The organism is Nonomuraea sp. IBHARD001 (assembly GCF_056106265.1).
Genome location: NZ_JBWBBW010000002.1, coordinates 698,838 through 724,780 on the forward strand (window position 1 = coordinate 698,838; position 25,943 = coordinate 724,780).

Below are 25,943 nucleotides of genomic sequence, written 5' to 3' on the forward strand. Positions count from 1 at the left end.
CGCTCGCGCGCGTGCGCCGGTAGGGACCAAGGTCCCGGAAGCGTGGCAGGGTCGTTGGGCTCGGTGGTCAGGGACTTCCGGCCCTGGCAGGCGGGCGGTGCGGCGGGGTCGGATGGAGGTGACCGAGGAGGACATGTCATGACCGCAAGGATCGTCGTCGGCACCGACGGCTCCGCCCACGCCGCACTCGCCGTCGACTGGGCGGCCGACGACGCCGCACGCCAGGGCCTGCCGCTCCGCGTGGTCGCCGCCGTGCAGAGCTGGCCCTACGACGTCTCCCGCTTTCCACGGCCGGACCTGGAGGAGGGCCTGACCAGGGCGGCCGAACTCGTGCTCGCCGAGGCCAGGCGCCGCGCGATGGACAGGCAGCCGGGCATCGCCGTCACCACGCAGGTGGTGCAGGGCCCGCCCGCGGTCGTACTCGGCGACCAGCAGGACGGCGCACGCGAGATCGTCATCGGCACCAGGGGCCTGGGCGGCTTCGCGGGCGCGCTGGCCGGCTCGGTCGGCGACCACCTGGCCGGTCAGGCGCACTGCCCGGTCGTGGTCGTGCACGCGCGGGAGGGCGAGCCGTACGACACGGTCGTGGTCGGCGTCGACGACAGCGACGCCGTCGAACCCGCGCTCGCCTACGCCTTCGAGCAGGCCGCCCTGCGTGACGCCGTGGTCCGTGCGGTGCACGCGTGGACGGCGCCGACGTTCGTGTACGCGCCGGAGATCGTCTACGACGCCGCCGAGGTCGCGGCTGCGGCGCACGAGGCGCTGAGCAGGCGCGTGGCGCCGTGGCGGGCGAAGTACCCGCAGATCACCGTGGTCGAGCAGGTCAGGCAGGGCCATCCGGTCGAGGTGCTGGCCGCCTCCTCCGTGACCGGCGACCTGATCGTCGTCGGCTCGCACGGCCGGGGGACGCTGGGCGCGCTGCTGCTCGGCTCGGTCTGCCGTGGCTTGCTGCACCACGCGCACTGCACGGTCGCCGTCGTGCGCTCGTGAGCCGGGCTGCGGAAGCTCAGCCAGGTCGCGGGCGAGGCGCGCGGTGGGGCGCTCGCCGACGCGGAACACCGCCTTGACCGTGCCCTCGGCGACCAGCCTCTCCACGTGCGTTTTCCGCCCGGATACACCGTTCGGTGTACGCGAAGGTGTCTGCGAACGGACGATGACCGGCCCCGGGGCCCGTCCCTAGCGTTGGGGCCATGAAGAAGACAGTCGTTCTCACCGGAACCGGCACGGCCGCCGCGGCCTTCACCGTCTCCGACGTGGTCAACACCGAGATGAGCCCCGTCGCGGAGACGGTGAGCAGGTTCGTCAACACGGGAGCCGGGTGGCTGGTGCCGCTCGGCCTGGTCGCGGTCGCGGTGGCCGGGGCCGCGCTCACGGTGGCGGTGGCGCGGACCGGGACGAGCAGGCTGGGCACGTGGCTGCTCGGCGTGTGGTCGGCGGGCGTGCTGCTGGCCGCGATCTTCCCCGCCGATCCGCCCGGACGGTGGGACGACCCGTCGCTCTCGGAGAGTGTGCACGGCCTTGCGGCCTGGGTCGCGTTCGCGGCCCTCACGGTGGCGACCGTGGTGCTGGGGCGGGCCTGGCCGCGGGACGTCCTGCTCAAGGGGGCGAGACTGGCCGTGGTCGCTGGGATGATGGTGTTCGTGGTCACGCTCGTCGATGTCATGCTGCTGCGCTCCCTGCCGCCCGTGGTCGGGGTGACGGAGCGCGTCGCGATGGCGGCCATGCTCGGCTGGATGGCCCTGGCCGCCGTCCGCCTGCCCCGCGCCCGGCCGGTCGCCACCGGGCACTCGGCCGCACCGGCCGGCGCGTGCTGATGATCGGCCTGCTCGTCCCCGCGGTTCTCACGACCGTCGCCGTCCTGACCGGGACGGCGCTGGCCGGCGCCCCGATCGACGCCTCCGTCGGCACGCTGGCCGTCGTGCTCGGCGTGCTGCTGGTCGCCCGTCGGCGATGGCCGGTCGGCGTGTTGCTGGCCTCGGCGGCCGTGCTGGTCGCCTTCCAGGGGGCCTGGCTGTTCGAGGGCGGCTGGGTGTGGCCGCTGAGTGCGGCCTGCTGTGCCGTCGCGGCGGCGGGGCGCACCCGGTGGGCGTTCGGGGTGGGGGCGTTCCTGCTGCTCTACGCCTTCGCCTGGGACTGGGCGGTCGCGGGTGACACGCCGGTCCGGGCGTTCGCCTCGGCCGGGGTCGAGTCGCTCTGGCTCGCCCTCGTGCTCGCGGCCGGCAACGCCTGGCACCTCCAGGCGCGCTGGCGTGCCCAGATGGAGCAGGCGCGTGCGGCCGACGCCGGGCGCAGGCTCGCCGAGCAGCGGCTGGAGATCTCCCGCGAGCTGCACGACATCGTCGCGCACACGCTGGCCGTCGTCGGCGTGCACCTCAATGTGGCGGCCGACGCGCTGGAGGAGTCGCCGCAGGAGGCGCGCGAGGCCCTGCGCACCGCACGCGAGGTACGCGGCAGGGCCATGGCCGACCTGCGCTCGCTCATCGACGTCCTGCGCATCGAAGGCGACGGAGCCCCGCGACCCGGCCTGGAGGGCATCCCCGCGCTCGCCGAGGCCGCCAGAGCGGGCGGCCTGCGCGTCGACCTGCACGAGGAGGGCGACCCGGCCCAGGTCACCGGCCCTCAGGCACTCGCCACGCACCGGCTGGTCCAAGAGGCGCTGACCAACACCGTCAAGCACGCGCGTGCCACCCGGGTGAACGTGCGCCTGCGTTACACCGGCACCGAGGTGGGCGTCGAGGTGGTCGACGACGGCCAGGGCGCCACGGCCCCCGTGGAGGGGCACGGCCTGACCGGCATGCGTGAGCGTGTCACCGTCCTGGGCGGCACGCTGAGCGTCGAAGGGGCCGAAGGGAAGGGTGGTTTCGCCGTGCGCGCGAGTATCCCGCTGGGCACATGACGGTCCGGGTGCTGCTCGCCGACGACCAGGCCCTGGTCCGCGCCGGTTTCCGCAGCCTGCTGAGCCGTTCGAAGGACATCACCGTCGTCGGCGAGGCGGCCACCGGAGACGAGGCCGTACGTCAGGCGCGTGCTCTTGAGCCCGACGTGATCCTCATGGACATCCGGATGCCCGGCATGGACGGCATCGAGGCCACCGCGCGGGTCCTCGCCGCACGACCGGCGACGAAGGTCGTGATCCTGACCACGTTCGACACCGACGAGCACGTCTTCGCCGCACTGCGGGCCGGGGCGAGCGGCTTCCTCACCAAGGAGGTCGAGCCCGCCGAGTTGCGGCACGCGGTCGCCGTGGTCGCCGCCGGTGAGGCGCTGCTGTCGCCGAGCGTCACGCGGCGTGTGGTCGAGCGGTTCGCCGGTCGCCCGGCCGTGGCCAGGGGGGACGACCGGGCGCTCGCGGTGCTGACCGCGCGTGAGCGCGAGGTCGTCGTCCTGGTGGCCGAGGGGCGCTCCAACGAGGAGATCGCGGCCCGGCTGGTGATCAGCCCGCTGACCGCCAAGACCCACATCACCAGGGCGCTGGCGAAGCTGGACGTGCGCGACCGGGTCCAGCTGGTGATCCTCGCCTACGAGAGCGGCCTGGTACGGCCGGGCTCGTAGGCGAGGGGCGGCTACTGCGGGCGGGAGCTGCGCACGCTGGACAGGAACGCCCTCGTGCGCTCGTGCGCGGGAGCGGCCAGCAGCTCGGCGGGCCTGCCCTGCTCGACGACCACACCGTCGGCGAAGAAGGTCAGCCGGTCGCCGACCTCACGCGCGAAGGCGATCTCGTGCGTCACCACGATCATGGTCATCCCGTCGGCCGCGAGCGTGCGCATGACCTCGAGCACCTCGTCGACCAGCTCGGGGTCGAGCGCCGACGTCGGCTCGTCGAACAACATCAGCGCCGGGTTCATCGCCAGCGCCCTGGCGATGGCCACCCGCTGCTGCTGCCCGCCCGAGAGCTGGTGCGGGCGCTTGTGCGCGTGGTCGGCCAGCCCCACCCGGTCGAGCAGTTCCAGCGCCTGCTTCCTCGCCTGCTCGGCCCGCGTGCCGAGCACGTGGACCGGCCCGCAGGCGACGTTCTCGGCCGCGCTGTGATGGGCGAACAGGTTGAAGCGCTGGAAGACCATGCCGATGTTCCTGCGGAAGGCGGCGTACTCCTTGGGCGACCACGGGTGGTACCTGCCCTCGCGCAGGGCGTGGCCGACCTCCTCGCCGAGCACGCGCAGGCTGCCGCCGAGCACCGGCTCCAGGCCGTTGACACAGCGCAGGAACGTCGACTTGCCCGAGCCCGAAGGCCCGATGACGCAGCTCACCTCTCCGGCCTCGACCGAGAAGTCGACGCCGTTGAGCACCTGCACGTCGCCGAAGCCCATCCGCACGCCGGTGGCGTGCACGACCGGGCTCACGCCGCGACCTTCGGCAAGACCTTCGCGGCCAGGCCGCCGCGGCGCACCAGCCGTACGGCGTCGGACCCGAAGCGGCGCTCCAGCCTGCTCTGCAGGAAGGTGGCGACGGTGGTCAGGAGCAGGTACCAGAGGCTCGCCACGATCAGCAGCTCCATGATCAGGTTGTTGGTCTTGTAGATCTGGCTGGCATTGGTCATCAGGTCGTGGCCCGCCACCGTGTAGACCAGCGAGGTGGTCTTGAGCATGGAGATGAACTCGTTGCCCGTCGGCGGGATGATGATCCGCAGTGCCTGCGGCAGCACGATCACCCGCATGCGCTTGGCCGGTGTCATGCCCAGCGCGTAGGCCGCCTCGGTCTGGCCCTTGTCCACGGCCTGGATACCGGCCCGCACGGTCTCGGCGAAGTAGGCGGCCAGGTTCAGCCCGAGACCCAGCATGGCGGCGGTGAAGCCGGTCATCACCTGGTTGGTGTCCCACATCAGCCCGATCGAGGTGAACGGAATCTTGATCACCAGAGCCGGGAACAGGAACGCCAGGTTGTACCAGAAGATGAGCTGGACCAGCACGGGCGTGCCGCGGAAGAACCAGATGTAGGACGTCGCCAGCCAGGTCAGCACCGGATTGTGGGCCAGGCGCATCACCGCGACCAGCACCCCGAGCACCAGGCCGAGGACCGTGGCCAGCACCGACAGCTCGATGGTGACCCAGACCCCGGCCAGGATCCGCTCGCTGAACAGATAGGTGGCGACCGCGCCCCAGTCCAGGTTCGGATTGACGACGATCAGGTAGAGCAGCCAGCCGAAGATCGCCAGCGCGGCCGAGGCGGACAGCGTGCGGCCCCAGTGTCGGGTACGGGCGACGGGGACCATCGTCCCCGAAGGGCCGGCGATCGGTTCGGTGCGCACGCTACTTGCCGCCGTTGACCACGGCCGACTGGACCGCCAGCTTGTCCAGGTTCCAGGCCGCGAGCAGCTTGCCGTACTCGCCGCTCTTGATCAGGGAGTCGAGGGCGCCCTTGACGGAGTCGATGAGGGCGGTGTTGTCGGGCTTCATACCGATGCCCCAGGGGCTTTCGGTGCCTTCGAGTGCGATGGCGTCGAGGTCGAGGCTGGGGTCGGTGGTCTTGTACGCGGCCACGACGTAGTCGGTGATGGTGGCCTGGGCGCGGCCGTTGCTGACCTGGAGCATGGCCTCGGTGTCGCCGGCGAACTTCAGGATGTTCAGGGCCTTGCCGCCGCCGGACTTGCACTCGGCGTCGTACTTCTCCGCCAGCTCCATCGACGAGCCGTTGTCCACGACCGAGACGGTCTTGCCGCACAGCTCGGCGGGGCCGTTGATGCCCGCGGGGTTGCCCTTCTTGACCAGCAGGCCGGATCCGGCCTGGACGTAGTCGACGAAGGTCACCTTGGCCTGACGCTCGGGGTTGTCGGTCATGGAGGAGATCACGAAGTCGTACCGACCGGTCAGCACGCCCGGGATCTGGGAATTGAACTCCTCGTCGGTCAGCGTGTACTTGACGCCGAGCTTCCTGGCGATGGCCCTGGCCAGCGCCGGGTCGAAGCCGATCGCGGTCTTGCCGTCGGCGGCCCACAGCTCCATCGGCGGGTAGCCGATCGAGGAGACGACCTTCAGCCCGCCCGACTTCACACTCGCGGGCACCTTGGCCGCGAGGTCCTTGTCGGGGGTGATGGCGTTGATGACGTCGGCGGCCTTCTCCTCGGCGGGAGCCTGGTCCAGGACGACCTCGGCCGCGGGCTGCGCGGCGGGATCGCCCGAGCCCGTGCCCGAGCCGGAGTCGAGGGACTGGGCGCCACAGGCGGCGGTGGCGGCCAGCAGGGCGCCGACGGCGAGGAGGGCGGGGATACGCGTGTTCACGGGGGTGCTCCTTCAGGATCGCTGCCAGCGGACTTCGCCGCCGACGACGGTGGTCATGACCTTGGTGCGCAGCACCGCGTCTGGGGACTCCAGGTAGGGGTCGGTGTCCACCGCGATGAAGTCGGCGAGCATGCCGGGGGCCAGGACGCCCTTGCGGTCCTGTTCCCCTGCCGCGTAGGCCGCGCCGAGGGTGTGCGCGGTGATCGCTTCGGCCATGCTCAGCCGCTGTTCCGGCTGCCAGCCGCCGACGGGGGTGCCGTCCTGGCGGGTACGGGTCACCGCTGCGTAGAGCGCGGCGAACGGGTCAGGGTGCTCGACGGGCGCGTCGGAGCCGAAGGCCAGGGCGACCCCGGCGTTCAGCATGCCGCGCCAGGCGTAGGAGGCCAGGTCGTGCCCGGCCAGGAGCGAGTCGACCAGGTCGATGTCGCTGGTGCAGTGCACCGGCTGCATGGAGGCGACGACGCCGAGCCTGGCCATGCGCGTCAGATCGGCCTGACGCAGGTGCTGGGCGTGCTCGATGCGGTGCCGCAGGCCGGGCGTGACGCCGATCGCCTCGTAGGCGTCGATCACCAGGTGGTTGGCCCGGTCGCCGATGGCATGCGTGGCGACGGCGATGCCCGCCTGCGCCGCGGTCCTGAACAGCGCGACCAGGTCGTCGTACGGTGTGACCGCGATGCCGAGGTTGTCGTCGTCCCCGGCGAACGCCTCGCTCATGTGGCAGGTGTGCGAGCCGAGCGCGCCGTCGCTGAAGATCTTCACCGGGCCGGTGCGGACCCAGTCGTCGCCCTGGCCGGTGCGGCGGCCCTCGGCGATGGCCGCCTCCAGGTGGACGGTCGGGATCGCCTTGTGCACGCGGATCTTCAACCGGCCCTCGTCACGCAGGCGCAGGTAGGCCTGTCTGCAGTCCTCGCCGTCGATGTCGTGCACGCTGGTGAGGCCGAGTGCGAGCAGTTCCTCCTGCGCGGCGAGCAGTTTGTCGCTCAGGTCGCCCGAGACCATGAGGGCGCGCAGCGGGTAGGAGGCGGACTCGCGCAGGATGCCGGTCGGCTCGCCGCTCGCGTCCCTGACGATCTCGCCGCCGATCGGGTCGGGCGTGGAGGCGTCGATCCCGGCCAGGCGCAGGGCGGCGGAGTTGGCCCAGACGGTGTGGCCGTCGATGTTCGGCAGGGCGATCGGCAGGCCTTGGCTGACGGAGTCGAGGGCGTACCTGTCGGGCTGGGCGGGCGGCGTCCAGGTGTTGCTGTTCCATCGGCCGCCGAACAGCCAGCCGCCGGGGCGCAGCCTGGCGACGTGCTCGTCGATCATGGCGAGCGCCTCGTCGAGCGAGCGTACGTCGCGCAGGTCGATGGCGCCGAGGCTGTGGGCGTACTGGGCGGTGTGGATGTGGGCGTCGTAGAGGCCGGGCAGGACGGCGGCGCCCGCCAGGTCGACGAGTTCGGCGTCGTGGCCCGCCGCCTCGCGGACCTCGGCCTCGGTGCCGACGGCCACGAGGTGCTCGCCGTCCACGGCCATGGCCTGGGCGGGCGGGAGGCCGCCCTGCCCGGTATGGATGGCGGCGTTGCGGTACACACGGATGCTCAAAGTGACCCTCAAGGGTGCTGGAGTGACAGTGGGCTTCACTGTAGGAGTAGCTAAAAGAACACGGAAGTGCTATAAACACGACATTTAGCAACCCTGAGAGCAAGGAATGCTAATGCTGAAGCCGGAACACCTGCGTACTCTGCGTGAGGTCATCGCCCTGGGGTCCTTCGCCGCCGCGGCCAATCGCCTCGGATACACCTCCTCCGCCGTCTCCCAGCAGATGGCCGCGCTGGAGAAGAAGATCGGCGTGCGGCTGTTCGAGCGCTCGGCGCACAGCGTGCTGCCGACCAGTGCGGCGGAGGTGCTGGCCAGGCATGCCGAGATCGTCCTGGTCGACATCGAGCGCATGGTCGCCTCGGTGCAGGCCGTGCACAGGGGGAGCGAGCGGCAGATCAGGCTCGGCCTGTTCCCCAGCTTCGCCGACCGGCTGGCCGGGGTGCTGCGCAGGATGGAGCCCGAGGACCGGGCCGGAGTGCGCATCTCGGTCGCCGAGTCCTCCAAGCTCATCCCGCACCTGGGCGCGGGCGGCGAGATGGACGCGGCGATCGTCTACCAGGTCGGCAACTCGGGCCTGTCCTGGCCTTCGGCGCTGAGCCGCAGATGGATCGCCGAGGACCGCTACAAGCTGGCGCTGCCCGCGAGCTGGGCCGACCTCTCGCCGTACCGGGCCGAACAGCTCGTCGACCTGCCGTGGATCATGCATCATCCCGGGAGCAGCGACGCCTCCTTCTTCGACGGCGTCTTCGCCCGCTGGGACCTGCATCCGCGTGTGGCCTGCCACTCGGACGACTTCAAGATCACGATGTCGCTGATCGAGGCGGGCGTGGGCGCGGCCTTCGTCGCCGACCTGGCCCTGACGGGGCACGGACCGGGCGTCGTGGTGGCCGACGTACCCTGGCTGAACACCAGTCGAAGTATCTTCGCCCTGGTCAGACCCGATCGCGAGAGCGCCAGACTGCGGGCGCTGCTGGACGCTCTCGAAGTCTGAGCATTCGACGCGGGCCCCGTCGGTCTGCCACCATCCCGTCCGCACCGGCACCTTCGTCAGGAGATCCACCTCATGCAACGCGCGGCGGCGACAGCCAGGTCGGCCGAGGCCCTCGAACGGCACGCCGAACACAACATCCTCATCGAGGCGGGCCCCAAGCCGGTCGTCGAACGCCTCGGCCACATCAGGACCGCCGCACCCGGTGGCCCCCTCGACTGCTGGACGTTCGTGGTCAAGGACATGATCGACGTCGCCGGGCTGTACACCACCCAGGGCTCGGCCCTGTACGGCACGCGGGAGGCGCTGACCACGGCGCCGTGCGTGCAGGCGCTGGAGCGTGCGGGCGCACTGCTGGTCGGCAAGGCCAACCAGCACGAGTTCGCCTGGGGCGTCACCAGCGAGAACCCGCACTGGGGCGACGTGGGCAACCCCAGGCACCCCCACCTGACGCCCGGCGGCTCCAGCGGCGGCACCGCGGCGGCCATCGCCGCGGGCGTCGCCAGGTTCGGGCTCGGCACCGACACCGGCGGCTCGGTGCGGATGCCCGCCGCCTGCTGCGGAGTCGTCGGACTGCGCCCGCGCACCGGCGCGATCGACGGCAGGGGAGTGGCGCCGCTCGCGCCGGCGTTCGACGTGGTCGGCCCGATGGCCGCATCGGTCGCCGACGTGACCCGCGTGTGGGAGGTGCTCGGCGGCGGGCAGCCGGTCGAACGGGCCGGAGACCTGGCCGGATGGCGGATCGGCGTGGTCGAAGGCTGCGCCCAGGCCGACGCGTTCGCCGCTCTCGGGGCCGAGCTGCGGACGGTCGCGCTGCCCTACGACATCCTGCGGCCGTACTGGACGATCGTCGGCGCCCAGGCCAGGCGTACCCACGAGGCGACCTTCCCGCGCAACGCGGCCGACTACAGCCCGGGTGTGCGGCGCAAGCTGGAGAGCGCCGAGGCGATCGGCCAGGCCGACCACGCGGCGGCCGTCGAGCGGCTGGGGGTGGCGCGTGCGGAGTTCGCCGGGCGGATGGCCGGGCTCGACGTGCTGGTCATGCCCACGCTCGGCGCTCTCGCGCCCAGGGTCGGCTGCGACGAGGCCGCCGTGCGCGGCGAGGTCGGGCGCATCACCTCGGTGATCTCCGCACTCGGGCTGCCCGCGCTGGCGATCGGCGACCTGCAGATCGTCGGTCGGGAGGAGTCGGCGGTGCTACGGGCGGGGCTGGCCTGGGAGTCCAGGGGTGAGGCGATCCCCGAGCCGCGCTGAGTGTGCGGCCTGGTGGTCATGGGCTCCTGGGGTCCAGGGGTGAGGCGATCCCTGAGCCGCGCTGAGTGTGCGGCCCTGTGGTCATGGGCTCCTGGGAGTCCAGGGCGGGGCGATCCCTGAGCCGCCTGGGATCACAGGCTCCATGGGTCGACGGGGACGACGCCTGTGCAGCGGCCGACCGGGTCGAGCAGCCTGCCGTACAGCTTGGTCTGGCGCAGGACGATCTGGCGGTCGGCGACCGTGAGGTGCGGGAAGCGGCGCTCCAGGCGCATCACCAGGGGGTGCAGGTCGGTGACGGCATGCAGGCCGACGGTGAGCAGCATGTTGCTCGAACCGGCGAGTGCCGCGCACGTGCGGGTCTCCGGCCAGCCGAGCAGCGCCGTGCCCGTCTCCTCCAGCAGGCGGTCGGGCATGCGCAGCCACAGCACGGCCGATGAGCGCCAGCCGGCGTGCGAGCGGGCGAGGTCGCAGCGGAAGTCGATGTCCTCGGTCGCGACGAGCCTGGACAGGCGGCGCTGCACGGTGCGTTCCGAGGTGCCGACGGTCGCGGCCAGATCGGCGTACCCGGCTCTGCCGTCGGCGACCAGGGCGCGGAAGAGCCTTCTGTCGATGTCGTCCATCTGCCGGGTGGACTCCGGTGGGCCGCTGCGCCTGGCCAGGGTCGCGGCGGTGCCCGGCGGGAGCACGCGCAGCCGCCATCGGCACGACGCCTCGAAGACGCGGGTGGCCAGATGGGTGCGTACCTTGGCCACGCCCGCCACCCTGGGCAGGTCGCTCAGCAGGTAGTCGGCGAGTGCGGGCATCGAGGCTGCGGCGGCGATCACGAACAGGTCGTGTCCGGCGGCGACGTGCTGCACGGTGATCAGGTGCCTGGCCCGCGCCAGCGTCGCCGCGACCTCGACGGCGGCCCCGGCCGCGCAGTCGATCTCCAGGAACGCCATGCTCATCTCGTGCATCTGCCGCCGGCCGAGTGCGACGGTCGTCCACGCCTCGCCCGATCCGTGCAGCCGCTGCCAGCGCCGGGCGGCCGTGGCCGGGTCCGAGCCGGTGGCCGCGCCGATGTCGACCCAGCTCGCGCGGGGGTTGATCTGCAGCGCGTCGATGAGTTCGAGATCGGTCTCCGACAGCAACCGCAGGGGCTCGATGCCGGAATCCTGCATCTCTTCTCCCTTGATGACTGATTGCCGCATATCGCGGGCGATGTCACCTTATCCGGCGATCCTGTTGGCCGCGGCTGTCCGTACGCCGCAGGCGCGACCGGCCGCGAGGAGGCTTCCTGTGACTGCGCTTCCTGAGACGGGGCTTCCTGGCACGGGGCTTCCGGAGACGACGCTCGACGAGCGGCGCGGCCGTACGCCTCGGCTGGTCGGGGTGCTCGGCGGTATGGGACCGGCCGCGACCGTCGACTTCTACGGCAAGCTCGTCGAGGAGACGCCCGCCACCGGCGACCAGAGCCACGTGCCGGTCGTCATCTGGGGCGACCCGCGCGTGCCCGACCGCTCGCTCAGCCTGCTCGGGCTCGGCGAGGACCCCACCCCCAGCCTGCGACGCGGTGTCGAGGCGCTCAAGCGCGCGGGGTGCGAGGTGCTGGCCGTACCATGCAACACCGCGCACGCCTTCGTGCCCGGGCTGGCCGACGAGGCCGGGATCGAACTGGTCAGCATCGTGGAGGTCACCGCCGACGCGCTCGCCGACGTGGGCGTCAGGGCCGCCGGGCTGCTGGCCACCACGGGCACCTTGACCTCAGGGCTGTACGCGGACGCGTTGCGCAAGCGCGAGATCGAGCCGGTCGAGCCGGACGAGGACGAGCAGCGCCTGGTGTCGGCCGCCATCGCCGCGGTGAAGGCGGGCACGGTCACCGCCGTGCACCGCAGTGCCCTGGCCGAGGTCGCCCAGTCCTTGGCCGCTCGCGGCGCCGGGCGTGTGGTGGCGGCCTGCACCGAGATCGTGCTGGCGCTGGACAGCCGCCGGGTGCCGGTGCCCGTCATGGACCCGGCTCGGCTGCTGGCGCGCAGGGTCGCCGCCGTCTCGCTGGGCTGACCGCCCGAGGGCGGGGGACGCCGGGACGTCCCCCGTGTGTCTCAGCATTGATGGCCGTTGACGCTGCTGAGCATCGGGTTGTACAGGACGTTCTGGCAGAAGTAGCTGCCGCTGGGGATGGTGATCGTGCCGTAGGTGCCGCTGCCTGATCCGCTGCAGCCGGTCGCGAAGATGATGTAGCCGATCGTGTCGGACATGAAGAATCTGACGCCGTCCGTACAGGTGTAGTTGGCGTCGAGTGCCGTGCCGGTCACGGCCGCGGCGGCGGGTGCGGCCGTGGCGGCGCTCGCCAGGACGGCGGCGGTGACGGCCGCGACGAGTGTGCGTGGAACGTGCATGAGGTGCCTTTCTCACGACGACGTTCGGACACCTGTTGCTCTACCCCGTGTGGCCCCGCGTAGCTATGCCGTCAATGCCGAGTGTCACGGCGTATGAAACCCGTCAAGAGCGGCAAATCTCCCCCATTTCGCCTGTTTGCTGGCTCTGTGGCCGCCTGTCCTGGTGGTCGCGAGGTCCTTGGAACGTCGAATGAGGAGTGGGGATGGCCGACGTCATCTTCGTCGCCCTGACGATCGCGTTGTTCGTGATCTTCGGGTTCGTGGTCAAGGCGGTGGAGCGGCTGTGAGCGTGGTCAACCTCGCCGGACTGGTCGTGGCCTGCGGCCTGGTGGTCTTCATGGTCGTGGCCCTGCTGTTCCCGGAACGGTTCTGAGATGGGCTGGATCTTCGTCCTCTCGCTGATCGTCGCGCTTGCCGTGGTCCACAGGCCGCTGGGCGACTACATGTACCGCGTCTACAGCGGCGCCAAGCACACCGTGATCGAGCGCGTCACCTATCGAATGCTCGGTGTGCGCCCGGACGCCGAGCAGAGCTGGGGCGTCTACGCGCGGGGCGTGCTGGCCTTCTCCGTGGTCGGCCTGCTGCTGGTGTACGGCCTGCAGCGGGTGCAGGACCGGCTGCCGCTCTCGCTCGGCCTCGACGCCGTGCCCGACCACATCGCGTGGAACACCGCCGTCAGCTTCGTCACCAACACCAACTGGCAGGCCTACTCGGGCGAGTCCACGATGGGCCACCTGGTCCAGATGGGCGCACTCGCCGTGCAGAACTTCGTCTCGGCATCGGTCGGCATGGCGGTGGCGATCGCACTCGTGCGCGGGTTCGCCCGCAGCAGGTCGGGCACGCTCGGCAACTTCTGGGTCGACCTGGTCCGGGGCACGTTCCGCATCCTGCTGCCGATCGCCTTCGTCGGGGCGCTCGTGCTGGTCGCGGGCGGGCTGGTGCAGAACTTCGCCGCCCCGCACGAGATCACCACCCTGACCGGCGGCACGCAGGCGATCACCGGCGGACCGGTCGCCAGCCAGGAGGTGATCAAGGAGCTCGGCACCAACGGCGGCGGCTTCTACAACGTCAACTCCGCCCATCCGTTCGAGAACGCGACGAGCTGGACCAACTGGTTCGAGATCTTCCTCATCCTGCTGATCCCGTTCGCCCTGCCGCGCACGTTCGGCCGTATGGTCGGCCAGGTCAGGCAGGGCTACGCGATCCTCGCGGTCATGGCCACGATCGCGGTCGCCAGCGTGCTGCTGACCACCGCGTTCGAACTGTCGGGCGACGCCACCGTGCCCCAGGCGGCCGGTGCCGCGATGGAGGGCAAGGACGTCAGGTTCGGCGTCGCGAACTCCGCCACGTTCGCCGCGGCCACCACCCTCACCTCGACGGGCGCCGTCAACTCCTTCCACGACAGCTACACACCGCTCGGCGGCATGATGACGCTGTTCAACATGATGCTGGGCGAGGTCGCGCCCGGCGGCGTCGGAGCCGGCCTGTACGGCATGCTGGTGCTGGCGGTGATCACGGTCTTCGTCGCCGGCCTCATGGTCGGCCGCACGCCCGAGTACCTGGGCAAGAAGATCGGCGCCCGCGAGATCAAGCTGGCCTCGATGTACTTCCTGGTCACGCCGATCCTCGTGCTGACCGGCACCGCCGTGGCGATGGGCAACCAGGCGGGCCTGGCGGCCATGCTGAACGACGGCCCGCACGGCTTCTCCGAGATCCTCTACGCCTTCACCAGCGCCTCCAACAACAACGGCTCGGCCTTCGGCGGCGTCACCGTCAACACCCCCTGGTACGACGTGGCGCTCGGGCTGTGCATGCTGCTCGGCCGCTTCCTGCCGATCATCTTCGTGCTGGCCCTGGCCGGTTCCCTCGCCGCGCAGGCGCCGGTGCCGGTCTCGGCGGGGACGCTGCCCACGCATCGGCCGCAGTTCGTCGGCCTGGTGGTCGGCGTCACGATCATCCTGGTCGCCCTGACCTTCCTCCCGGCCCTGGCGCTGGGTCCGCTCGCAGAAGGAATCCGCTGATGTCCACCCCAGTGTTGCAGTCCGCCCCCGAGACACGCGAAGGCGGCCGGGTCGGCGGCGGGCTGCTCGACCCCGGGCAGATGCTCCGCTCGCTGCCGGACGCGGTCAGGAAGCTGAACCCCGCGACCCTGTGGCGCAACCCCGTCATGCTGATCGTCGAGGTGGGCGCCGCCTTCACCACGGTGCTGGCGATCACCGATCCGTCCTTCTTCGCCTGGGCCACCGTCGTGTGGCTGTGGCTGACCGTGCTCTTCGCCAATCTTGCCGAAGCGGTCGCCGAGGGGCGGGGCAAGGCCCAGGCGGCGACGCTGCGAGCCGCCAAACGTGACACCGTGGCCCGGCTGCAATCGGGGGAGAGCGTCGCCGCCTCCGAGCTCAAGCAGGGCGATGTCGTCGTGGTCGTCGCCGGAGAGGTCATCCCCGGCGACGGCGACGTCGTCGAGGGCATCGCGAGTGTCGACGAGTCGGCCATCACCGGCGAGTCCGCCCCGGTCATCCGCGAGTCGGGCGGCGACCGCTCGGCGGTCACGGGCGGGACGAAGGTGCTCTCCGACCGCATCGTCGTGAAGATCACCCAGAAGCCCGGCGAGAGCTTCATCGACCGGATGATCGCCCTGGTCGAAGGCGCGAACCGCCAGAAGACGCCCAACGAGATCGCGCTCAACATCCTGCTGGCCGCTCTCACGATCATCTTCCTGATCGCGACGATCACCATGCAGCCGTTCGCGATCTACGCGGTCGCGGAGAACCCCGGCGTGCCCGAGACGCTCGCACTCGGCTCCGACGGTGTGTCCGGCGTCGTGCTGGTCTCGCTGCTGGTCTGCCTGATCCCGACCACGATCGGCGCACTGCTCAGCGCCATCGGCATCGCGGGCATGGACCGCCTGGTCCAGCGCAACGTGCTTGCCATGTCCGGCCGTGCGGTCGAGGCGGCGGGCGACGTCAGCACGCTGCTGCTGGACAAGACCGGAACGATCACCCTGGGCAACCGCCAGGCGGCCGACCTCGTCCCCGCGCCCGGCATCGACGTCGACCGGCTGGCCGAGGCGGCGCAGCTGGCCAGCCTGGCCGACGAAACCCCCGAGGGCCGCTCGGTCGTCGTCTACGCCAAGGAGCACTACGGCCTGCGCGAGCGCGAGGTCCACGACGCCGTCTGGGTGCCGTTCACCGCCCAGACCCGCATGTCGGGCGTGGACGTCGACGGCCGCCAGGTGCGCAAGGGCGCGGCGACCGCGGTCATGAAGTGGGTACGCGAGAACGGCGGCAGCCCCACCGGCGAGATCGGCGCTCTGGTCGACGCGATCTCCGGCTCGGGCGGCACCCCGCTCGTCGTCGGCGAGGTCGTCGAGGGCAAGGCGCGTGTGCTGGGCGTCATCCACCTCAAGGACGTGGTCAAGGCCGGAATGCGCGAGCGTTTCGACGAGATGCGCCGCATGGGCATCAGGACCGTCATGATCACCGGCGACAACCCGCTCACCGCCAAGGCCATCGCGGACGAGGCCGGGGTCGACGACTTCCTGGCCGAGGCCACTCCCGAGGACAAGCTCGCCCTCATCAAACAGGAGCAGGAGGGCGGCCGTCTGGTCGCGATGACCGGCGACGGCACCAACGACGCGCCCGCCCTGGCCCAGGCCGACGTCGGCGTCGCCATGAACACCGGCACCTCGGCCGCCAAAGAGGCCGGGAACATGGTCGACCTCGACTCCAACCCCACCAAGCTCATCGAGATCGTGGAGATCGGCAAGCAGCTCCTCATCACCAGAGGCGCGCTGACGACGTTCTCCATCGCCAACGACATCGCCAAGTACTTCGCGATCATCCCGGCCATGTTCGCCGCCGTCTATCCCGGCCTGGACGCCCTCAACGTCATGCGCCTGGACTCGCCCCAGTCGGCGATCCTGTCCGCGGTGATCTTCAATGCCGTCGTCATCGTCGCCCTCATCCCGCTCGCGCTGCGCGGTGTGCGCTACCGGCCCTCCAGCGCCTCCAAGCTGCTCTCGCGCAACCTCTACGTCTACGGCCTGGGCGGCATCGTGGCGCCGTTCGCCGGTATCAAGCTCATCGACCTGCTCATCTCGGGGATCGTGTGATGGAACGTCTGCCCGGCTGGCTGCGCCAGCACCTCGCCGCCGTCAGGGCGTTCGCCGTCCTGACCGTCGTACTCGGCCTGCTGTACCCGCTGGCCACCACGGCGCTCGCCCAGGTGGCCTTCAACGACCACGCCAACGGCTCGCTGATCGACAAGGACGGCAAGGCCGTCGGCAGCTCGCTCATCGGCCAGAGCTTCACCGACGCCGAAGGCGACCCGGTCGAGAAGTACTTCCAGTCGCGCCCGTCGGCGGCGGGCGACGGCTACGACCCGCTGTCCACCGCGGCGAGCAACCTCGGCCCCGAGGACGTCCTCGACACCCCGGGCGAGGACGGCAGGCAGTCGCTGCTCACCCAGGTCTGCGCCCGCTCCAAGGCGATCGGCGAGCTGGAAGGCGTCAGCGGCGCCCGCCCGTACTGTACGCCCGACGGTGTGGGCGCGGTGCTGAAGGTCTTCCCCGACCGTGCCGTGAGCGTCAACCAGGTCTGCCCCGCCGCTCCCTTCATCGCCGCCTACCAGGGCCGCCCGGTCGTCTGCGCGAAGCCGGGCGAGGACCACAGCGCAGGCCGTACCGTCCCGATCAGGGGCGCCGCCACGGCCGTGGTGCCCGCCGACGCGGTCACCGCCAGCGGGTCGGGGCTGGACCCGCACATCTCCCTCGCCTACGCCGAGCTGCAGGTCCCGCGGGTGGCCAGGGAACGGGGGATCACACCCGACCGCGTGAAGGCGCTGGTCGAGGCGAACACCACCGGCAGGGCGCTCGGCTTCATGGGCGAACCCGCGGTGAACGTGCTGGAGCTCAACCTCGCCCTCGACAAGGGGTGAAGGCGTGGCACGCGGCCGACTGAGGGTCTATCTCGGCGCGGCGCCGGGCGTCGGCAAGACGTACGCGATGCTCGGCGAGGGCCGCAGGGCCAAGGAGCGCGGCAAGGACGTGGTCGTGGGGCTCGTCGAGACCCACGGCCGCCCCTGCACGGCAGAACTCCTCGACGGCATGGAGACGATCCCGCGCAGGAGCATGACCCACAGGGGCGGCACGTTCACCGAGCTCGACGTCGAGGCCGTCATCGAACGCGCGCCCAGACTCGCCCTCATCGACGAGCTCGCCCACACCAACGTGCCGGGCTCGCGCAACGCCAAACGCTGGCAGGACATCGAGGACATCCTGGCTGCCGGGATCGATGTGATCTCCACCGTCAACGTGCAGCACCTGGAGTCGCTCAACGACGTCGTCCAGCAGATCACCGGCGTGCCGCAGCGTGAGACCGTGCCCGACGAGGTCGTCCGCAGGGCCTCGCAGGTCGAGCTGGTCGACATGTCGCCCGAGGCGCTGCGCCGCCGGATGGCGCACGGCAACGTCTACCGGCCGGACAAGGTCGACGCCGCCCTGTCGAACTACTTCAGGGTCGGCAACCTCACCGCACTGCGCGAGCTCGCCCTGCTCTGGGTCGCGGGCAAGGTCGACGAGCAACTCGACCGCTACCGCGCCGAACACGGCATCACCGGCACCTGGGAGGCCCGCGAACGCGTCGTCGTGGCCCTCACCGGCGGCCCCGAAGGCGACACCCTGGTACGGCGCGCCGCCCGCATCGCCGACCGCAGCAAGGGCGCCGACCTGCTGGCCGTCCACGTCACCAGGGCCGACGGCCTCACCGGCGGCGATCCGGCCGACCTGGCCAGGCAGCGGACGCTGGCCGAGTCGATGGGCGGCAGCTACCACCAGGTCGTCGGCGACGACATACCCAAGGCGCTGCTCGACTTCGCCTCCGGAGTCAACGCCACCCAGCTCGTGCTCGGCGCCTCCAGGCGCGGCCGCTTCGCCCAGATCTTCGCCCGAGGCGTCGGCGTCGAGACCACGGCCAGATCCGGAACCATCGACGTGCACATGATCACGCACGCCGAGGCGAAGCAGGGCCGGGGCCGCCCTTCCCGCAGCAGGGCGGCCCTGACCCGCGAGCGCCGCATGGCCGGATGGGCGGTCGCGGGGGCCGGTATGCCGCTGCTGGCCGCCGCGCTGCTGCCGTTCAGGGACGATCTGGCGCTGCCGAGCGAGATCCTGCTGTTCCTCGTCATGGTGGTGGGGGTGGCGCTCGTCGGCGGCATGTGGCCGGCGATCACGGCGGCCGTCGGCGGGTCGTTGCTGCTCAACTTCTTCTTCACACCGCCGCTCGGCGAGTTCACGATCTCCGATCCGGAGAACCTTCTCGCCCTGGTCGTCTTCGTCGTGGTCGCCGCGGCCGTGAGTGCGATCGTGGACGTGGCGGCACGGCGCAGCAGGGAGGCGGCCAGGGCGAGCGCGGACGCCGAGGTGCTGGCCACACTCGCCGGGCACGTCCTGCGGGGCGAGTCGGCGCTGTCGTCGCTGCTGGCCAGGCTGCGCGAGACCTTCGGCCTGACCTCGGTCACCCTGCTGGAACGCCTCGGCGAGCCGGGCCCCGACGACCGCTGCGAGCCCGAGGCGTGGCGCATCGTGGCCACATCGGGCGGCGCCCCTTCGACCTGCCCGGGTACGGCCGACACCGATGTGGTGATCGACGAGGGCCTGGTCCTGGCCGCGACCGGGAAGCTGATCGACGCCTCGGGGCGCAGGGTGCTGGAGGCGTTCGCCGCCGAGGCGGCCGTCGCCCTGCGTCAGGAACGGCTGGTCGCCGAGGTGGGCCAGGCCAGGCCGCTCGCCGAGGCCGACAGGATGCGCACCGCCCTGCTGGCCGCGGTCAGCCACGACCTGCGCACGCCGCTCGCCTCGGCCAAGGCGGCCGTCGACAGCCTGCTCAGCAGTGAGATCGACTGGTCGCCCCAGGACAGGGCGGAACTGCTCGCCACCGCGCACGAGTCGCTGGCCAAGCTGGAGCGGCTGGTGGCCAACCTGCTCGACATGAGCCGCCTGCAGGCCGGGGTGCTCGGCCTCGACCTGCAGCCGGTCGCCCTGGAGGAGGTGGTGCCGAGAGCCGTCGACGACCTGGGCCCCCTGCGTTCCGGCGTCGAGGCCGACGTGGCCGCCGGGCTGCCGGAGATCGTGGCCGATCCCGCGCTGCTGGAGCGTGTGCTGGTCAATCTCATGTCCAACGCCGTGCGCTACAGCCCGCCGGGCCGCACGGTGCTGCTCACGGCCAGCGCGCATGCCGGACTGGTCGAGATCCGCGTCGTCGACGGTGGGCCCGGCATCCCGGCCGAGGCGCACGAGCAGGTCTTCCTGCCGTTCCAGCGGCTCGGCGACCGCGACAACCACTCCGGCGTCGGGCTCGGCCTCGCGCTGTCGCGCGGTCTGGCCGAGGCGATGGGCGGCACGCTCGTACCCGACGAGACCCCAGGGGGAGGGCTCACCATGATTCTCACCATGCCCGTGACGCCGGAGGCGCGCCCATGACGCACGTCCTGGTCGTCGACGACGAGCCGCAGATCCTGCGGGCACTGCGGATCAACCTGGTGGCCAGGCACTACGAGGTGACGGCGGCGGCCGACGGCGCGGGCGCACTGCGCCAGGCCGCCGACGCCCATCCCGACCTGGTCGTCCTCGACCTGGGCCTGCCCGACATCGACGGCGTCGACGTCATACACGGGCTGCGCGGGTGGAGCCGCGTGCCGATCATCGTCCTGTCCGGCCGGGCGGGCAACAGGGACAAGGTCGCGGCCCTGGACGCCGGGGCCGACGACTATGTGACCAAGCCCTTCGGTATTGACGAACTGCTCGCCCGGATCAGGGCCGTCACCCGGCGCACGTCGGTGCAGGAGGCCGAGCAGGCCCGTGCGGTGATCGGCGAATATGTGATCGACCTGGCGGGCAAGACGGTCTCGGGCGGGCTGCGGCTGACGCCGACCGAGTGGCACATCCTGGAGATCCTCATCCGCAATCCCGGCAAACTGGTCAGCCAGCGGTATCTGCTGACCGAGGTGTGGGGAGCCACCTATCTGAAGGACACGCACTACCTGCGCCAGTACATGGCCCAGCTCCGCCGCAAGCTCGAACCCGATCCCGCGCGCCCGGTCCACCTGCTCACCGAGCCGGGCATGGGCTACCGGTTCAGGCCGTAGCAGGGCCTCCGCCCGATCGCCGGTCGCGGGTCCGGCCCAGGAGGACCAGGATGCGCTGGGCGTCGGTGAGGAGGCTGCCGCTGATGGCCCAGCCGTCGGGGTGGTCGACCTGGCCCGCCTGGATCTCGGCGGTCATCCGGTCGTGGATGCGCACGGCCTGGGACTCGGCGCGCGAGAGCAGGGAGGCGGCGCTGTCGTGCCGGTCGAACAGGGCGGTGAGGGCGGCCGAGAGCAGGTCGAGCAGGGTGGCGTAGTCGCGCGAGAAGTCGGCGCTGACGTCGGAGGTGGAGGCGTGGTCGAGGTGGGCCATCGCATGCACGATCGCCCGGATGTGCGCGCTGACCGAGGTCATCGCCCGCAGGTGCGCGGCGCGAGAGTCGGTGGCGGGGAGCAATCGGTGGCGCAGGTTGTAGCGGCGGCTCTCCTTGCCGTCTGCCACCGCGGCGGCGGCGACGGCCAGGCGCTCCTCCAGCAGGGCGGTATGGCGCTGCCAGCGGGGCAGTCCGTCGAGGTTCCAGCCGTCGTGCAGGCCTTCGGCGATCTCGTCGAGCAGGGTGGCCGCCTGTTCGGCCAGGTCGCGCAGGGCGGCCTCGGGCCGGTGGCGGTAGAGCGGCGGCCACAGCACGGTGTTGACCACGGCCCCGCAGGTCGCGCCCAGCGCGGTGGCGACGACATAGGCCAGCAGGTAGCGCTCCTGCGATCCGGCCCCGAAGGAGAGCATGAGCACGGCGGTCGTGGCCACGTCGGAGCCGTGCCTGCCCATCCGGTGCCAGCGGGCCGCGACCAGGGCGGGCGGCACCACCAGGACGAGGCTGAGGGCGTTGAGGCCGATCAGATGGCCGATGCTTCCGGCCAGCATGACCCCGGCGGCGACGGCGGCCACGCGCCGCAGCCCGTTGGTCAGGGTCTGGTACACGGTGGCGTGCACCATGATCACGGCGGTGGCGGGTGCGATCCAGATGCTCTCGCCCGGCAGCAGCCTGCTGGCCAGCAGCCAGGCCAGCACCGCCGCGAGCGTCGCCTTGCCGATCTGACGCGCCTGGAGTCGCTGGTCGGAGTGCCGCCGGGTCAGCCCGGCGGCCTGGGCCCGCACATACGCCGCCTCCCGCCGCACAGCCCGCACCCATCGATCACGCCGTAAAGGGGTCACAGCATGACATTCATCGATAAATCCCCTCGCGACAAGCCCGAGATCTTCGGAGCCTGACGCGCAGGCCGGGGATCCTCAGAGCCTGATGCGGACCAGCACCGGCAGATGGTCGCTGCCCCGTGCGGGCAGCAGCCGCGAGTCCACGGGTACGGCCGAGCGGGTCAGCACATGGTCGATCCTGGCCACCGGAAAGGCCTCGGGCCAGGTGAAACCGAAGCCCGTCCGATCGGCGGCCAGCCGTGAGGTGAGCGGCGCGAGCCCCCGGTCGTCGAGCACCCCGTTGAGGTCGCCCAGCAGGACCACCCTGGCCAGCGGCTCGGCGGCCACGGCCGCGCCCAGTGCCAGTGCGCTCTCGTCCCTCCTGGCCGCGTCGAACCCGCTCCGCGGCCGGAGGCGCACCGAGGGCAGATGGGCGACATACACGGCCACGTCCCCGTACGGCGTGCCGGCCGTGGCCCGCAGGCCCCTGCTCCACTCGGCCGTCAGGTCCTTGGGCTTGATGTCGACGGCACGGCCGTCGCGCAGCGGATGCCTGGACCAGAGCCCGACCGTGCCCACGACGAGGTGATGGGGATAGCGCGAGGCCAGGGCGGCACGGTAGAGCGGCAGCGCCGCAGGGGTGAGCTCCTGGAGGGCGACGAGGTCGGCCCCGGTCCGCCCGACGACGTCCGCGGTGGCGGAGGGCGTGGGATTGGCGTCGTCGACATTGTGCTGCACGACGGTCAGCTGGTGGGCCCGCGTCGGGCCGGTGGGCAGCAACGACGGGCCGAAGAGGACGAGCCAGACGGCGGCGGGCAGTGCGGTGGCGGCGAGCGCGAGGACCGATCGCCGTAACAGGGCCAGGCCGAGCAGCGCCGCGACGGCCAGGCCGAGCCACGGCAGGAACGTCTCCAACAGGCTGCCCAGACGCCACCCCGTGTTGGGCACGAAGGCATGCAGGGCCAGGGCCGCCGCCACCAGAACGGCCAGGCAGGCGAGGATCCGGCCTCGCCTGTTGCCTAATCCACTATAAATTGGTAGGAAATACATATGTCCATCCCTGTCCCGCCGATGCCGCTGTGACCTCGTCACCTTCGCCCCCCGTACTCGAACGTCCCGCAGCCGAGCCGCGCAGCCGCAGGCCGGACGGGCCGAGGCGGCGCGGGCCAGTGCTCAAGCGGTTCGGCGTGCGGGTGCTCGCCGTCCTCGTACTGATCATCCTGTGGCAGGCGGTCGCCTTCGCGGCGGCGAATCCCTCGTTCGTGCCCACGCCCAAGGCGGTGTGGGACCAGCTGATCCGGTTGTCGACCACACACGACGGCATCCGCGGCTACAGCGGCAGCCTGCTCGTCGAGCACCTCGGGGTGAGCCTGCGCCGCATCCTGCTCGGTTCGGCGATCGGGGTGGCGGCCGGGCTCGTCGTCGGCGTCGTGCTCGGCGCGGTGCCGTGGATCCGCGTCGTGGCCGAGCCCGTCGTCACCTTCGTCAGGGCGCTGCCGCCCCTGGCGTACTTCAGCCTGCTCATCATCTGGTTCGGCATCGACGAGACGCCCAAGCTCTGGCTGCTGGCCATCGCGGCGATGCCGCCGGTCGCCGTCGCCACCGCCGCGGCCGTGCACGGCGCGCCGAAGGACCTGGTCGAGGCGGCGAGAGCGCTGGGCGCCTCCCGCTGGGACGTCACCAGGGACGTCGTGCTGCCCAACGCCCTTCCCGAGATCTTCACGGGAGTACGGCTCGCGGTCGGCATCGCCTACTCATCGGTGGTCGCCGCCGAGACCGTCAACGGCGTGCCCGGCATCGGCGGCATGGTCAGGGACGCCCAGCGCTACCTGCAGACCGATGTCGTGGTGCTCGGCCTGCTCGCCATCGGCCTGTCCGGGCTGCTCATCGACGCGGCGCTGCGCACGGCCGAGAAGCGGCTGATCCCCTGGCGCGGCCGTACCTGACCTCCGTTGTTCGTGATCCACCGTGCACCCCCCGAAAAGGAAACCGCCATGCGCCTGAAGCTCGTCCTCCCCCTGGTCCTCGCCGCCGCCCTGACCGCGTGCGGCGACGGCTCCGCCTCCTCGGGCGGGGAGGGGGCGGGTGCCAAGAGCATCCGCGTCGCCTACCAGGCCTTTCCCAGCGGGGATCTCATCGTGAAGAACAAGAAGTGGCTGGAGCAGGCGCTGCCCGGCTACACGATCCAGTGGACGAAGTTCGACTCGGGCGCGAGCATCAACACCGCGTTCGTCGCCAAGAGCGTCGACATCGCGGCCATCGGGTCCAGCCCGGTCGCCAGGGGGCTGTCGGCCCCGCTGAACATCCCGTACCAGGTCGCGTTCGTGCTGGACGTGGCCGGTGACAACGAGGCCCTGGTCGCGCGCAACGACAGCGGCGTGACGGCGATCGAGGGGCTGCGCGGCAAGAAGGTCGCCACGCCGTTCGCCTCGACCGCCCACTACAGCCTGCTGTCGGCGCTGGACAAGGCGGGTGTGGCCGAGTCCGAGGTGAATATCATCGACCTGGAGCCGCAGGACATCCAGGCGTCGTGGACCCGGGGCGACATCGACGCCGCCTACACCTGGCTGCCGACGCTGAAGGAGCTGAAGAAGACCGGCAGGACGCTCGTCACCAGCCGCGAACTGGCCGCGTCGGGCAAGCCCACGCTGGACCTCGGCGTGGTGTCGACGGCGTTCGTCCAGGCCCATCCCGACGCGGTCGACGCCTGGCGCAAGGTGGAGGCCAGGGCGCTGCAGCTGATCGCCGACAACCCGGACGAGGCGGCCACCGCCGTCGCGGCCGAGCTGAACCTCACCAAGGAGGACGCCAAGGACCAGCTCAGCCAGGGCGTCTTCCTCAAGCCCGCCGACCTGGCCGGTCCCGAATGGCTGGGCACGCCGCAGGCGCCGGGCGGCCTCGCGCAGAGCCTGCTGGACGCGGCGAAGTTCCTCAAGGACCAGCAGAAGATCGACGCCGTCCCCGACCTGGCCGCCGTGCGCGGCGCCATCTACACCAAGGGTCTGCCCGATGTCCTCAAGCCCTGAGCCCGTCGTCTCCGTACGCGACGTCGAGCACGTCTACGGCACGGGGCCCGATGCCGTGGTGGCGCTCGGGCCGCTCTCGCTCGACGTGCCCGAAGGCGCGTTCCTGGTGATCGTCGGGGCCTCCGGCTGTGGCAAGAGCACACTGCTGCGGCTGATCGCCGGGTTCGAGGAGCCCACGTCGGGCACGGTGCTGGTCGGCGGCGGTCCGCCCGTGCCGGGCAAGGGGGCCGGGCTGGTCTTCCAGCAGCCCAGGCTGCTGCCGTGGAAGAGCGTGGCAGGCAATGTCGAGCTCGCCCTTCGTTATGCCGGGGTGCCGCGCGCCGAGCGGCAGCGGCGGGTGCCCGACCTGCTCCGGAGGGTGGGGCTGCACGACGTCGAACACCGCAGGACCTGGCAGATCTCGGGCGGTCAGCAGCAGCGCGTGGCCATCGCCAGGGCCTTGGCGGGCGACACCGGGCTGCTGCTGCTGGACGAGCCGTTCGCCGCGCTCGACGCGCTCACCCGCGAACGGCTGCAGGAGGACCTGCGCCTGGTGAGCACCCAGACCGGCCGTACCTCCGTCTTCGTCACGCACAGCGTCGAGGAGGCGGTCTTCCTCGGCAGCAGGGTCGTGGTGCTGTCCAGCAGGCCGGGCCGGATCGCCCTCGACCTGGACATCGCGCTGCCCCGCACCGGCCTCGGCCCCGACGAGCTGCGCGCCCTTCCCGAGTACGCCGCCCTGCGCGCCACGGTCAGCCAGGCCGTGCGCGCGGCGGCGGCCGCCTGACGCTCAGCCGACGGCCTTCTCCAGCTGTGCCTTGGTCATCTTGGACCGCCCCTTGACGCCCTTCCTCTTGGCCTCGGCGTAGAGCTGCTCCTTGGTACGGCCGGCCGCGCCCGAGTGCGAGCGCAGGCCGCCGCGCCGGGAGGAGGAGATGTCGTCGAGGGAGGTACGGCTGGCCGTCTTCGACTCGCCCGCCCTGGCCCGCTCCTTGTTCACGGTACGGGCCGCGATCTCCTCGGCGACCTTCTCGCTCTCGCCGCGTGCGCGGACGCTGTCCTTGATGTGTTCGTACTGCCGTTCCCGCTTCGGGCTCGATCCCCGTGGCATGGCGTCGCTCCTTTCCGGTGTTCGTCTCCTTCCGCTCCCATGCCCGTGACGGGGACGGCGAACCGCATGGCCGAATCCACGAATCGGCGGCCCGGCGGTGGTGGGAGCGGACGAACGCGGCTGCTCACCCCGGACCTATGCTC

Annotated in this window: 25 protein-coding genes; 16 read left to right on the forward strand and 9 right to left on the reverse strand. The window is 71.4% G+C overall.

Going from position 1 to position 25,943, the window contains the following annotated elements; translation table 11 throughout:
- Positions 1-138 precede the first annotated feature (138 nt).
- The 4 genes from ACTWNK_RS05445 to ACTWNK_RS05460 all read left to right on the forward strand — a co-directional run bounded on the left by ACTWNK_RS05445 (position 139) and on the right by ACTWNK_RS05460 (position 3,552).
- A complete protein-coding gene (locus tag ACTWNK_RS05445; RefSeq protein WP_474302412.1) occupies positions 139-990 on the forward strand; it encodes a universal stress protein in 852 nt (283 codons plus the stop codon).
- Between the two features lie 200 nt (positions 991-1,190).
- Positions 1,191-1,814: a DUF998 domain-containing protein gene (locus ACTWNK_RS05450; protein ID WP_474302413.1), complete on the forward strand. Its 624-nt coding sequence runs from the start codon at positions 1,191-1,193 to the stop codon at positions 1,812-1,814.
- The gene (locus ACTWNK_RS05455) at positions 1,814-2,896 is read left to right on the forward strand and encodes a sensor histidine kinase (RefSeq protein ID WP_474310838.1); all 1,083 of its coding nucleotides are present in this window, start codon (positions 1,814-1,816) and stop codon (positions 2,894-2,896) included. The genes ACTWNK_RS05450 and ACTWNK_RS05455 overlap by 1 nt, the downstream gene beginning before the upstream one ends.
- Entirely contained in the window at positions 2,893-3,552 is a 660-nt protein-coding gene (locus tag ACTWNK_RS05460; RefSeq protein WP_474302414.1) for a response regulator transcription factor, read from the forward strand. The genes ACTWNK_RS05455 and ACTWNK_RS05460 overlap by 4 nt, the downstream gene beginning before the upstream one ends.
- An 11-nt stretch (positions 3,553-3,563) precedes the next feature.
- Here ACTWNK_RS05460 and ACTWNK_RS05465 read toward each other — a convergent pair whose 3' ends face one another.
- From ACTWNK_RS05465 to ACTWNK_RS05480, 4 genes are read right to left on the reverse strand one after another with little or no spacing between them, the layout of a single operon-like run.
- Positions 3,564-4,307 (reverse strand): amino acid ABC transporter ATP-binding protein, encoded by a 744-nt coding sequence (locus ACTWNK_RS05465; RefSeq protein WP_474310840.1) that lies wholly within the window; start codon positions 4,305-4,307, stop codon positions 3,564-3,566.
- Positions 4,308-4,336: 29 nt separating this feature from the next.
- The gene (locus tag ACTWNK_RS05470) at positions 4,337-5,245 is read right to left on the reverse strand and encodes an amino acid ABC transporter permease (protein ID WP_474302415.1); all 909 of its coding nucleotides are present in this window, start codon (positions 5,243-5,245) and stop codon (positions 4,337-4,339) included.
- A gap of 1 nt (position 5,246) precedes the next feature.
- Positions 5,247-6,215, reverse strand: coding sequence for an ABC transporter substrate-binding protein (locus tag ACTWNK_RS05475; protein ID WP_474302416.1), 969 nt, complete (start codon positions 6,213-6,215; stop codon positions 5,247-5,249).
- A 12-nt stretch (positions 6,216-6,227) separates the two neighbouring features.
- On the reverse strand, positions 6,228-7,796 hold the full coding sequence (locus ACTWNK_RS05480; protein WP_474302417.1) for an amidohydrolase: 1,569 nt from the start codon (positions 7,794-7,796) through the stop codon (positions 6,228-6,230).
- 112 nt (positions 7,797-7,908) lie between these two features.
- Between ACTWNK_RS05480 and ACTWNK_RS05485 the strand changes: the two genes are divergently transcribed.
- Together ACTWNK_RS05485 and ACTWNK_RS05490 are read left to right on the forward strand one after the other, a co-directional pair.
- Positions 7,909-8,784 (forward strand): LysR family transcriptional regulator, encoded by an 876-nt coding sequence (locus ACTWNK_RS05485; RefSeq protein WP_474302418.1) that lies wholly within the window; start codon positions 7,909-7,911, stop codon positions 8,782-8,784.
- Between the two features lie 72 nt (positions 8,785-8,856).
- Positions 8,857-10,035, forward strand: a complete 1,179-nt coding sequence (locus ACTWNK_RS05490) for an amidase (protein ID WP_474302419.1) — start codon at positions 8,857-8,859, stop codon at positions 10,033-10,035.
- A gap of 131 nt (positions 10,036-10,166) precedes the next feature.
- Here ACTWNK_RS05490 and ACTWNK_RS05495 read toward each other — a convergent pair whose 3' ends face one another.
- A complete protein-coding gene (locus ACTWNK_RS05495) occupies positions 10,167-11,195 on the reverse strand; it encodes an Lrp/AsnC family transcriptional regulator (protein ID WP_474302420.1) in 1,029 nt (342 codons plus the stop codon).
- Between the two features lie 118 nt (positions 11,196-11,313).
- Here ACTWNK_RS05495 and cuyB point away from each other — a divergent pair, with 118 nt between their 5' ends.
- A complete protein-coding gene (gene cuyB, locus ACTWNK_RS05500; protein ID WP_474302421.1) occupies positions 11,314-12,075 on the forward strand; it encodes a cysteate racemase in 762 nt (253 codons plus the stop codon).
- A gap of 41 nt (positions 12,076-12,116) precedes the next feature.
- Here the strand turns inward: cuyB and ACTWNK_RS05505 are convergent, their stop codons facing one another.
- Entirely contained in the window at positions 12,117-12,413 is a 297-nt protein-coding gene (locus ACTWNK_RS05505) for a hypothetical protein (RefSeq protein ID WP_474302422.1), read from the reverse strand.
- Positions 12,414-12,696: 283 nt separating this feature from the next.
- On the opposite strand from ACTWNK_RS05505, the gene kdpF reads away from it, so the two are divergent.
- The 6 genes from kdpF to ACTWNK_RS05535 are packed head-to-tail and all read left to right on the forward strand — an operon-like array spanning position 12,697 to position 20,555.
- Entirely contained in the window at positions 12,697-12,786 is a 90-nt protein-coding gene (kdpF, locus tag ACTWNK_RS05510) for a K(+)-transporting ATPase subunit F (protein ID WP_474302423.1), read from the forward strand.
- A 1-nt stretch (position 12,787) separates the two neighbouring features.
- Positions 12,788-14,434, forward strand: a complete 1,647-nt coding sequence (gene kdpA / locus ACTWNK_RS05515) for a potassium-transporting ATPase subunit KdpA (RefSeq protein ID WP_474302424.1) — start codon at positions 12,788-12,790, stop codon at positions 14,432-14,434.
- Positions 14,434-16,524: a potassium-transporting ATPase subunit KdpB gene (kdpB, locus tag ACTWNK_RS05520; protein WP_474302425.1), complete on the forward strand. Its 2,091-nt coding sequence runs from the start codon at positions 14,434-14,436 to the stop codon at positions 16,522-16,524. Before kdpA ends, kdpB begins: the two co-directional genes overlap by 1 nt.
- Positions 16,524-17,348, forward strand: coding sequence for a potassium-transporting ATPase subunit C (locus ACTWNK_RS05525; RefSeq protein WP_474302426.1), 825 nt, complete (start codon positions 16,524-16,526; stop codon positions 17,346-17,348). Before kdpB ends, ACTWNK_RS05525 begins: the two co-directional genes overlap by 1 nt.
- A gap of 4 nt (positions 17,349-17,352) precedes the next feature.
- On the forward strand, positions 17,353-19,890 hold the full coding sequence (locus ACTWNK_RS05530; RefSeq protein WP_474302427.1) for a DUF4118 domain-containing protein: 2,538 nt from the start codon (positions 17,353-17,355) through the stop codon (positions 19,888-19,890).
- Positions 19,887-20,555 carry a response regulator gene (locus tag ACTWNK_RS05535; protein ID WP_474302428.1) on the forward strand — a complete coding sequence of 223 codons (669 nt, stop codon included), beginning with the start codon at positions 19,887-19,889 and terminating at the stop codon, positions 20,553-20,555. The genes ACTWNK_RS05530 and ACTWNK_RS05535 overlap by 4 nt, the downstream gene beginning before the upstream one ends.
- Here ACTWNK_RS05535 and ACTWNK_RS05540 read toward each other — a convergent pair.
- Both ACTWNK_RS05540 and ACTWNK_RS05545 read right to left on the reverse strand, forming a co-directional pair.
- Complete coding sequence (locus ACTWNK_RS05540; RefSeq protein ID WP_474302429.1) at positions 20,545-21,678, reverse strand: FUSC family protein; 1,134 nt, start codon at positions 21,676-21,678, stop codon at positions 20,545-20,547. The two genes, ACTWNK_RS05535 and ACTWNK_RS05540, sit on opposite strands and share 11 nt — an antisense overlap.
- 102 nt (positions 21,679-21,780) lie before the next feature.
- A complete protein-coding gene (locus ACTWNK_RS05545) occupies positions 21,781-22,734 on the reverse strand; it encodes an endonuclease/exonuclease/phosphatase family protein (RefSeq protein WP_474302430.1) in 954 nt (317 codons plus the stop codon).
- 29 nt (positions 22,735-22,763) lie between these two features.
- Here ACTWNK_RS05545 and ACTWNK_RS05550 point away from each other — a divergent pair, with 29 nt between their 5' ends.
- The 3 genes from ACTWNK_RS05550 to ACTWNK_RS05560 are packed head-to-tail and all read left to right on the forward strand — an operon-like array spanning position 22,764 to position 25,476.
- On the forward strand, positions 22,764-23,630 hold the full coding sequence (locus ACTWNK_RS05550; RefSeq protein ID WP_474302431.1) for an ABC transporter permease: 867 nt from the start codon (positions 22,764-22,766) through the stop codon (positions 23,628-23,630).
- A gap of 48 nt (positions 23,631-23,678) precedes the next feature.
- Positions 23,679-24,710, forward strand: a complete 1,032-nt coding sequence (locus ACTWNK_RS05555) for a taurine ABC transporter substrate-binding protein (RefSeq protein WP_474302432.1) — start codon at positions 23,679-23,681, stop codon at positions 24,708-24,710.
- A complete protein-coding gene (locus ACTWNK_RS05560; RefSeq protein WP_474302433.1) occupies positions 24,694-25,476 on the forward strand; it encodes an ABC transporter ATP-binding protein in 783 nt (260 codons plus the stop codon). The genes ACTWNK_RS05555 and ACTWNK_RS05560 overlap by 17 nt, the downstream gene beginning before the upstream one ends.
- A gap of 3 nt (positions 25,477-25,479) precedes the next feature.
- Here the strand turns inward: ACTWNK_RS05560 and ACTWNK_RS05565 are convergent, their stop codons facing one another.
- Positions 25,480-25,800, reverse strand: a complete 321-nt coding sequence (locus ACTWNK_RS05565) for a hypothetical protein (protein ID WP_474302434.1) — start codon at positions 25,798-25,800, stop codon at positions 25,480-25,482.
- Between the last annotated feature and the right edge of the window lie 143 nt (positions 25,801-25,943).

What these genes read in the sequence shown, in the direction of transcription:
- ACTWNK_RS05445 (WP_474302412.1), top strand. Translation starts at nt 139, where the DNA reads ATGACCGCAAGGATCGTCGTCGGCACCGACGGCTCCGCCCACGCCGCA.
- ACTWNK_RS05450 (WP_474302413.1), top strand. Translation starts at nt 1,191, where the DNA reads ATGAAGAAGACAGTCGTTCTCACCGGAACCGGCACGGCCGCCGCGGCC.
- ACTWNK_RS05455 (WP_474310838.1), top strand. Translation starts at nt 1,814, where the DNA reads ATGATCGGCCTGCTCGTCCCCGCGGTTCTCACGACCGTCGCCGTCCTG.
- ACTWNK_RS05460 (WP_474302414.1), top strand. Translation starts at nt 2,893, where the DNA reads ATGACGGTCCGGGTGCTGCTCGCCGACGACCAGGCCCTGGTCCGCGCC.
- ACTWNK_RS05465 (WP_474310840.1), bottom strand. Translation starts at nt 4,307, where the DNA reads ATGGGCTTCGGCGACGTGCAGGTGCTCAACGGCGTCGACTTCTCGGTC.
- ACTWNK_RS05485 (WP_474302418.1), top strand. Translation starts at nt 7,909, where the DNA reads ATGCTGAAGCCGGAACACCTGCGTACTCTGCGTGAGGTCATCGCCCTG.
- ACTWNK_RS05490 (WP_474302419.1), top strand. Translation starts at nt 8,857, where the DNA reads ATGCAACGCGCGGCGGCGACAGCCAGGTCGGCCGAGGCCCTCGAACGG.
- ACTWNK_RS05495 (WP_474302420.1), bottom strand. Translation starts at nt 11,195, where the DNA reads ATGCAGGATTCCGGCATCGAGCCCCTGCGGTTGCTGTCGGAGACCGAT.
- ACTWNK_RS05505 (WP_474302422.1), bottom strand. Translation starts at nt 12,413, where the DNA reads ATGCACGTTCCACGCACACTCGTCGCGGCCGTCACCGCCGCCGTCCTG.
- kdpA (WP_474302424.1), top strand. Translation starts at nt 12,788, where the DNA reads ATGGGCTGGATCTTCGTCCTCTCGCTGATCGTCGCGCTTGCCGTGGTC.
- kdpB (WP_474302425.1), top strand. Translation starts at nt 14,434, where the DNA reads ATGTCCACCCCAGTGTTGCAGTCCGCCCCCGAGACACGCGAAGGCGGC.
- ACTWNK_RS05525 (WP_474302426.1), top strand. Translation starts at nt 16,524, where the DNA reads ATGGAACGTCTGCCCGGCTGGCTGCGCCAGCACCTCGCCGCCGTCAGG.
- ACTWNK_RS05535 (WP_474302428.1), top strand. Translation starts at nt 19,887, where the DNA reads ATGACGCACGTCCTGGTCGTCGACGACGAGCCGCAGATCCTGCGGGCA.
- ACTWNK_RS05545 (WP_474302430.1), bottom strand. Translation starts at nt 22,734, where the DNA reads ATGTATTTCCTACCAATTTATAGTGGATTAGGCAACAGGCGAGGCCGG.
- ACTWNK_RS05555 (WP_474302432.1), top strand. Translation starts at nt 23,679, where the DNA reads ATGCGCCTGAAGCTCGTCCTCCCCCTGGTCCTCGCCGCCGCCCTGACC.
- ACTWNK_RS05560 (WP_474302433.1), top strand. Translation starts at nt 24,694, where the DNA reads ATGTCCTCAAGCCCTGAGCCCGTCGTCTCCGTACGCGACGTCGAGCAC.
- ACTWNK_RS05565 (WP_474302434.1), bottom strand. Translation starts at nt 25,800, where the DNA reads ATGCCACGGGGATCGAGCCCGAAGCGGGAACGGCAGTACGAACACATC.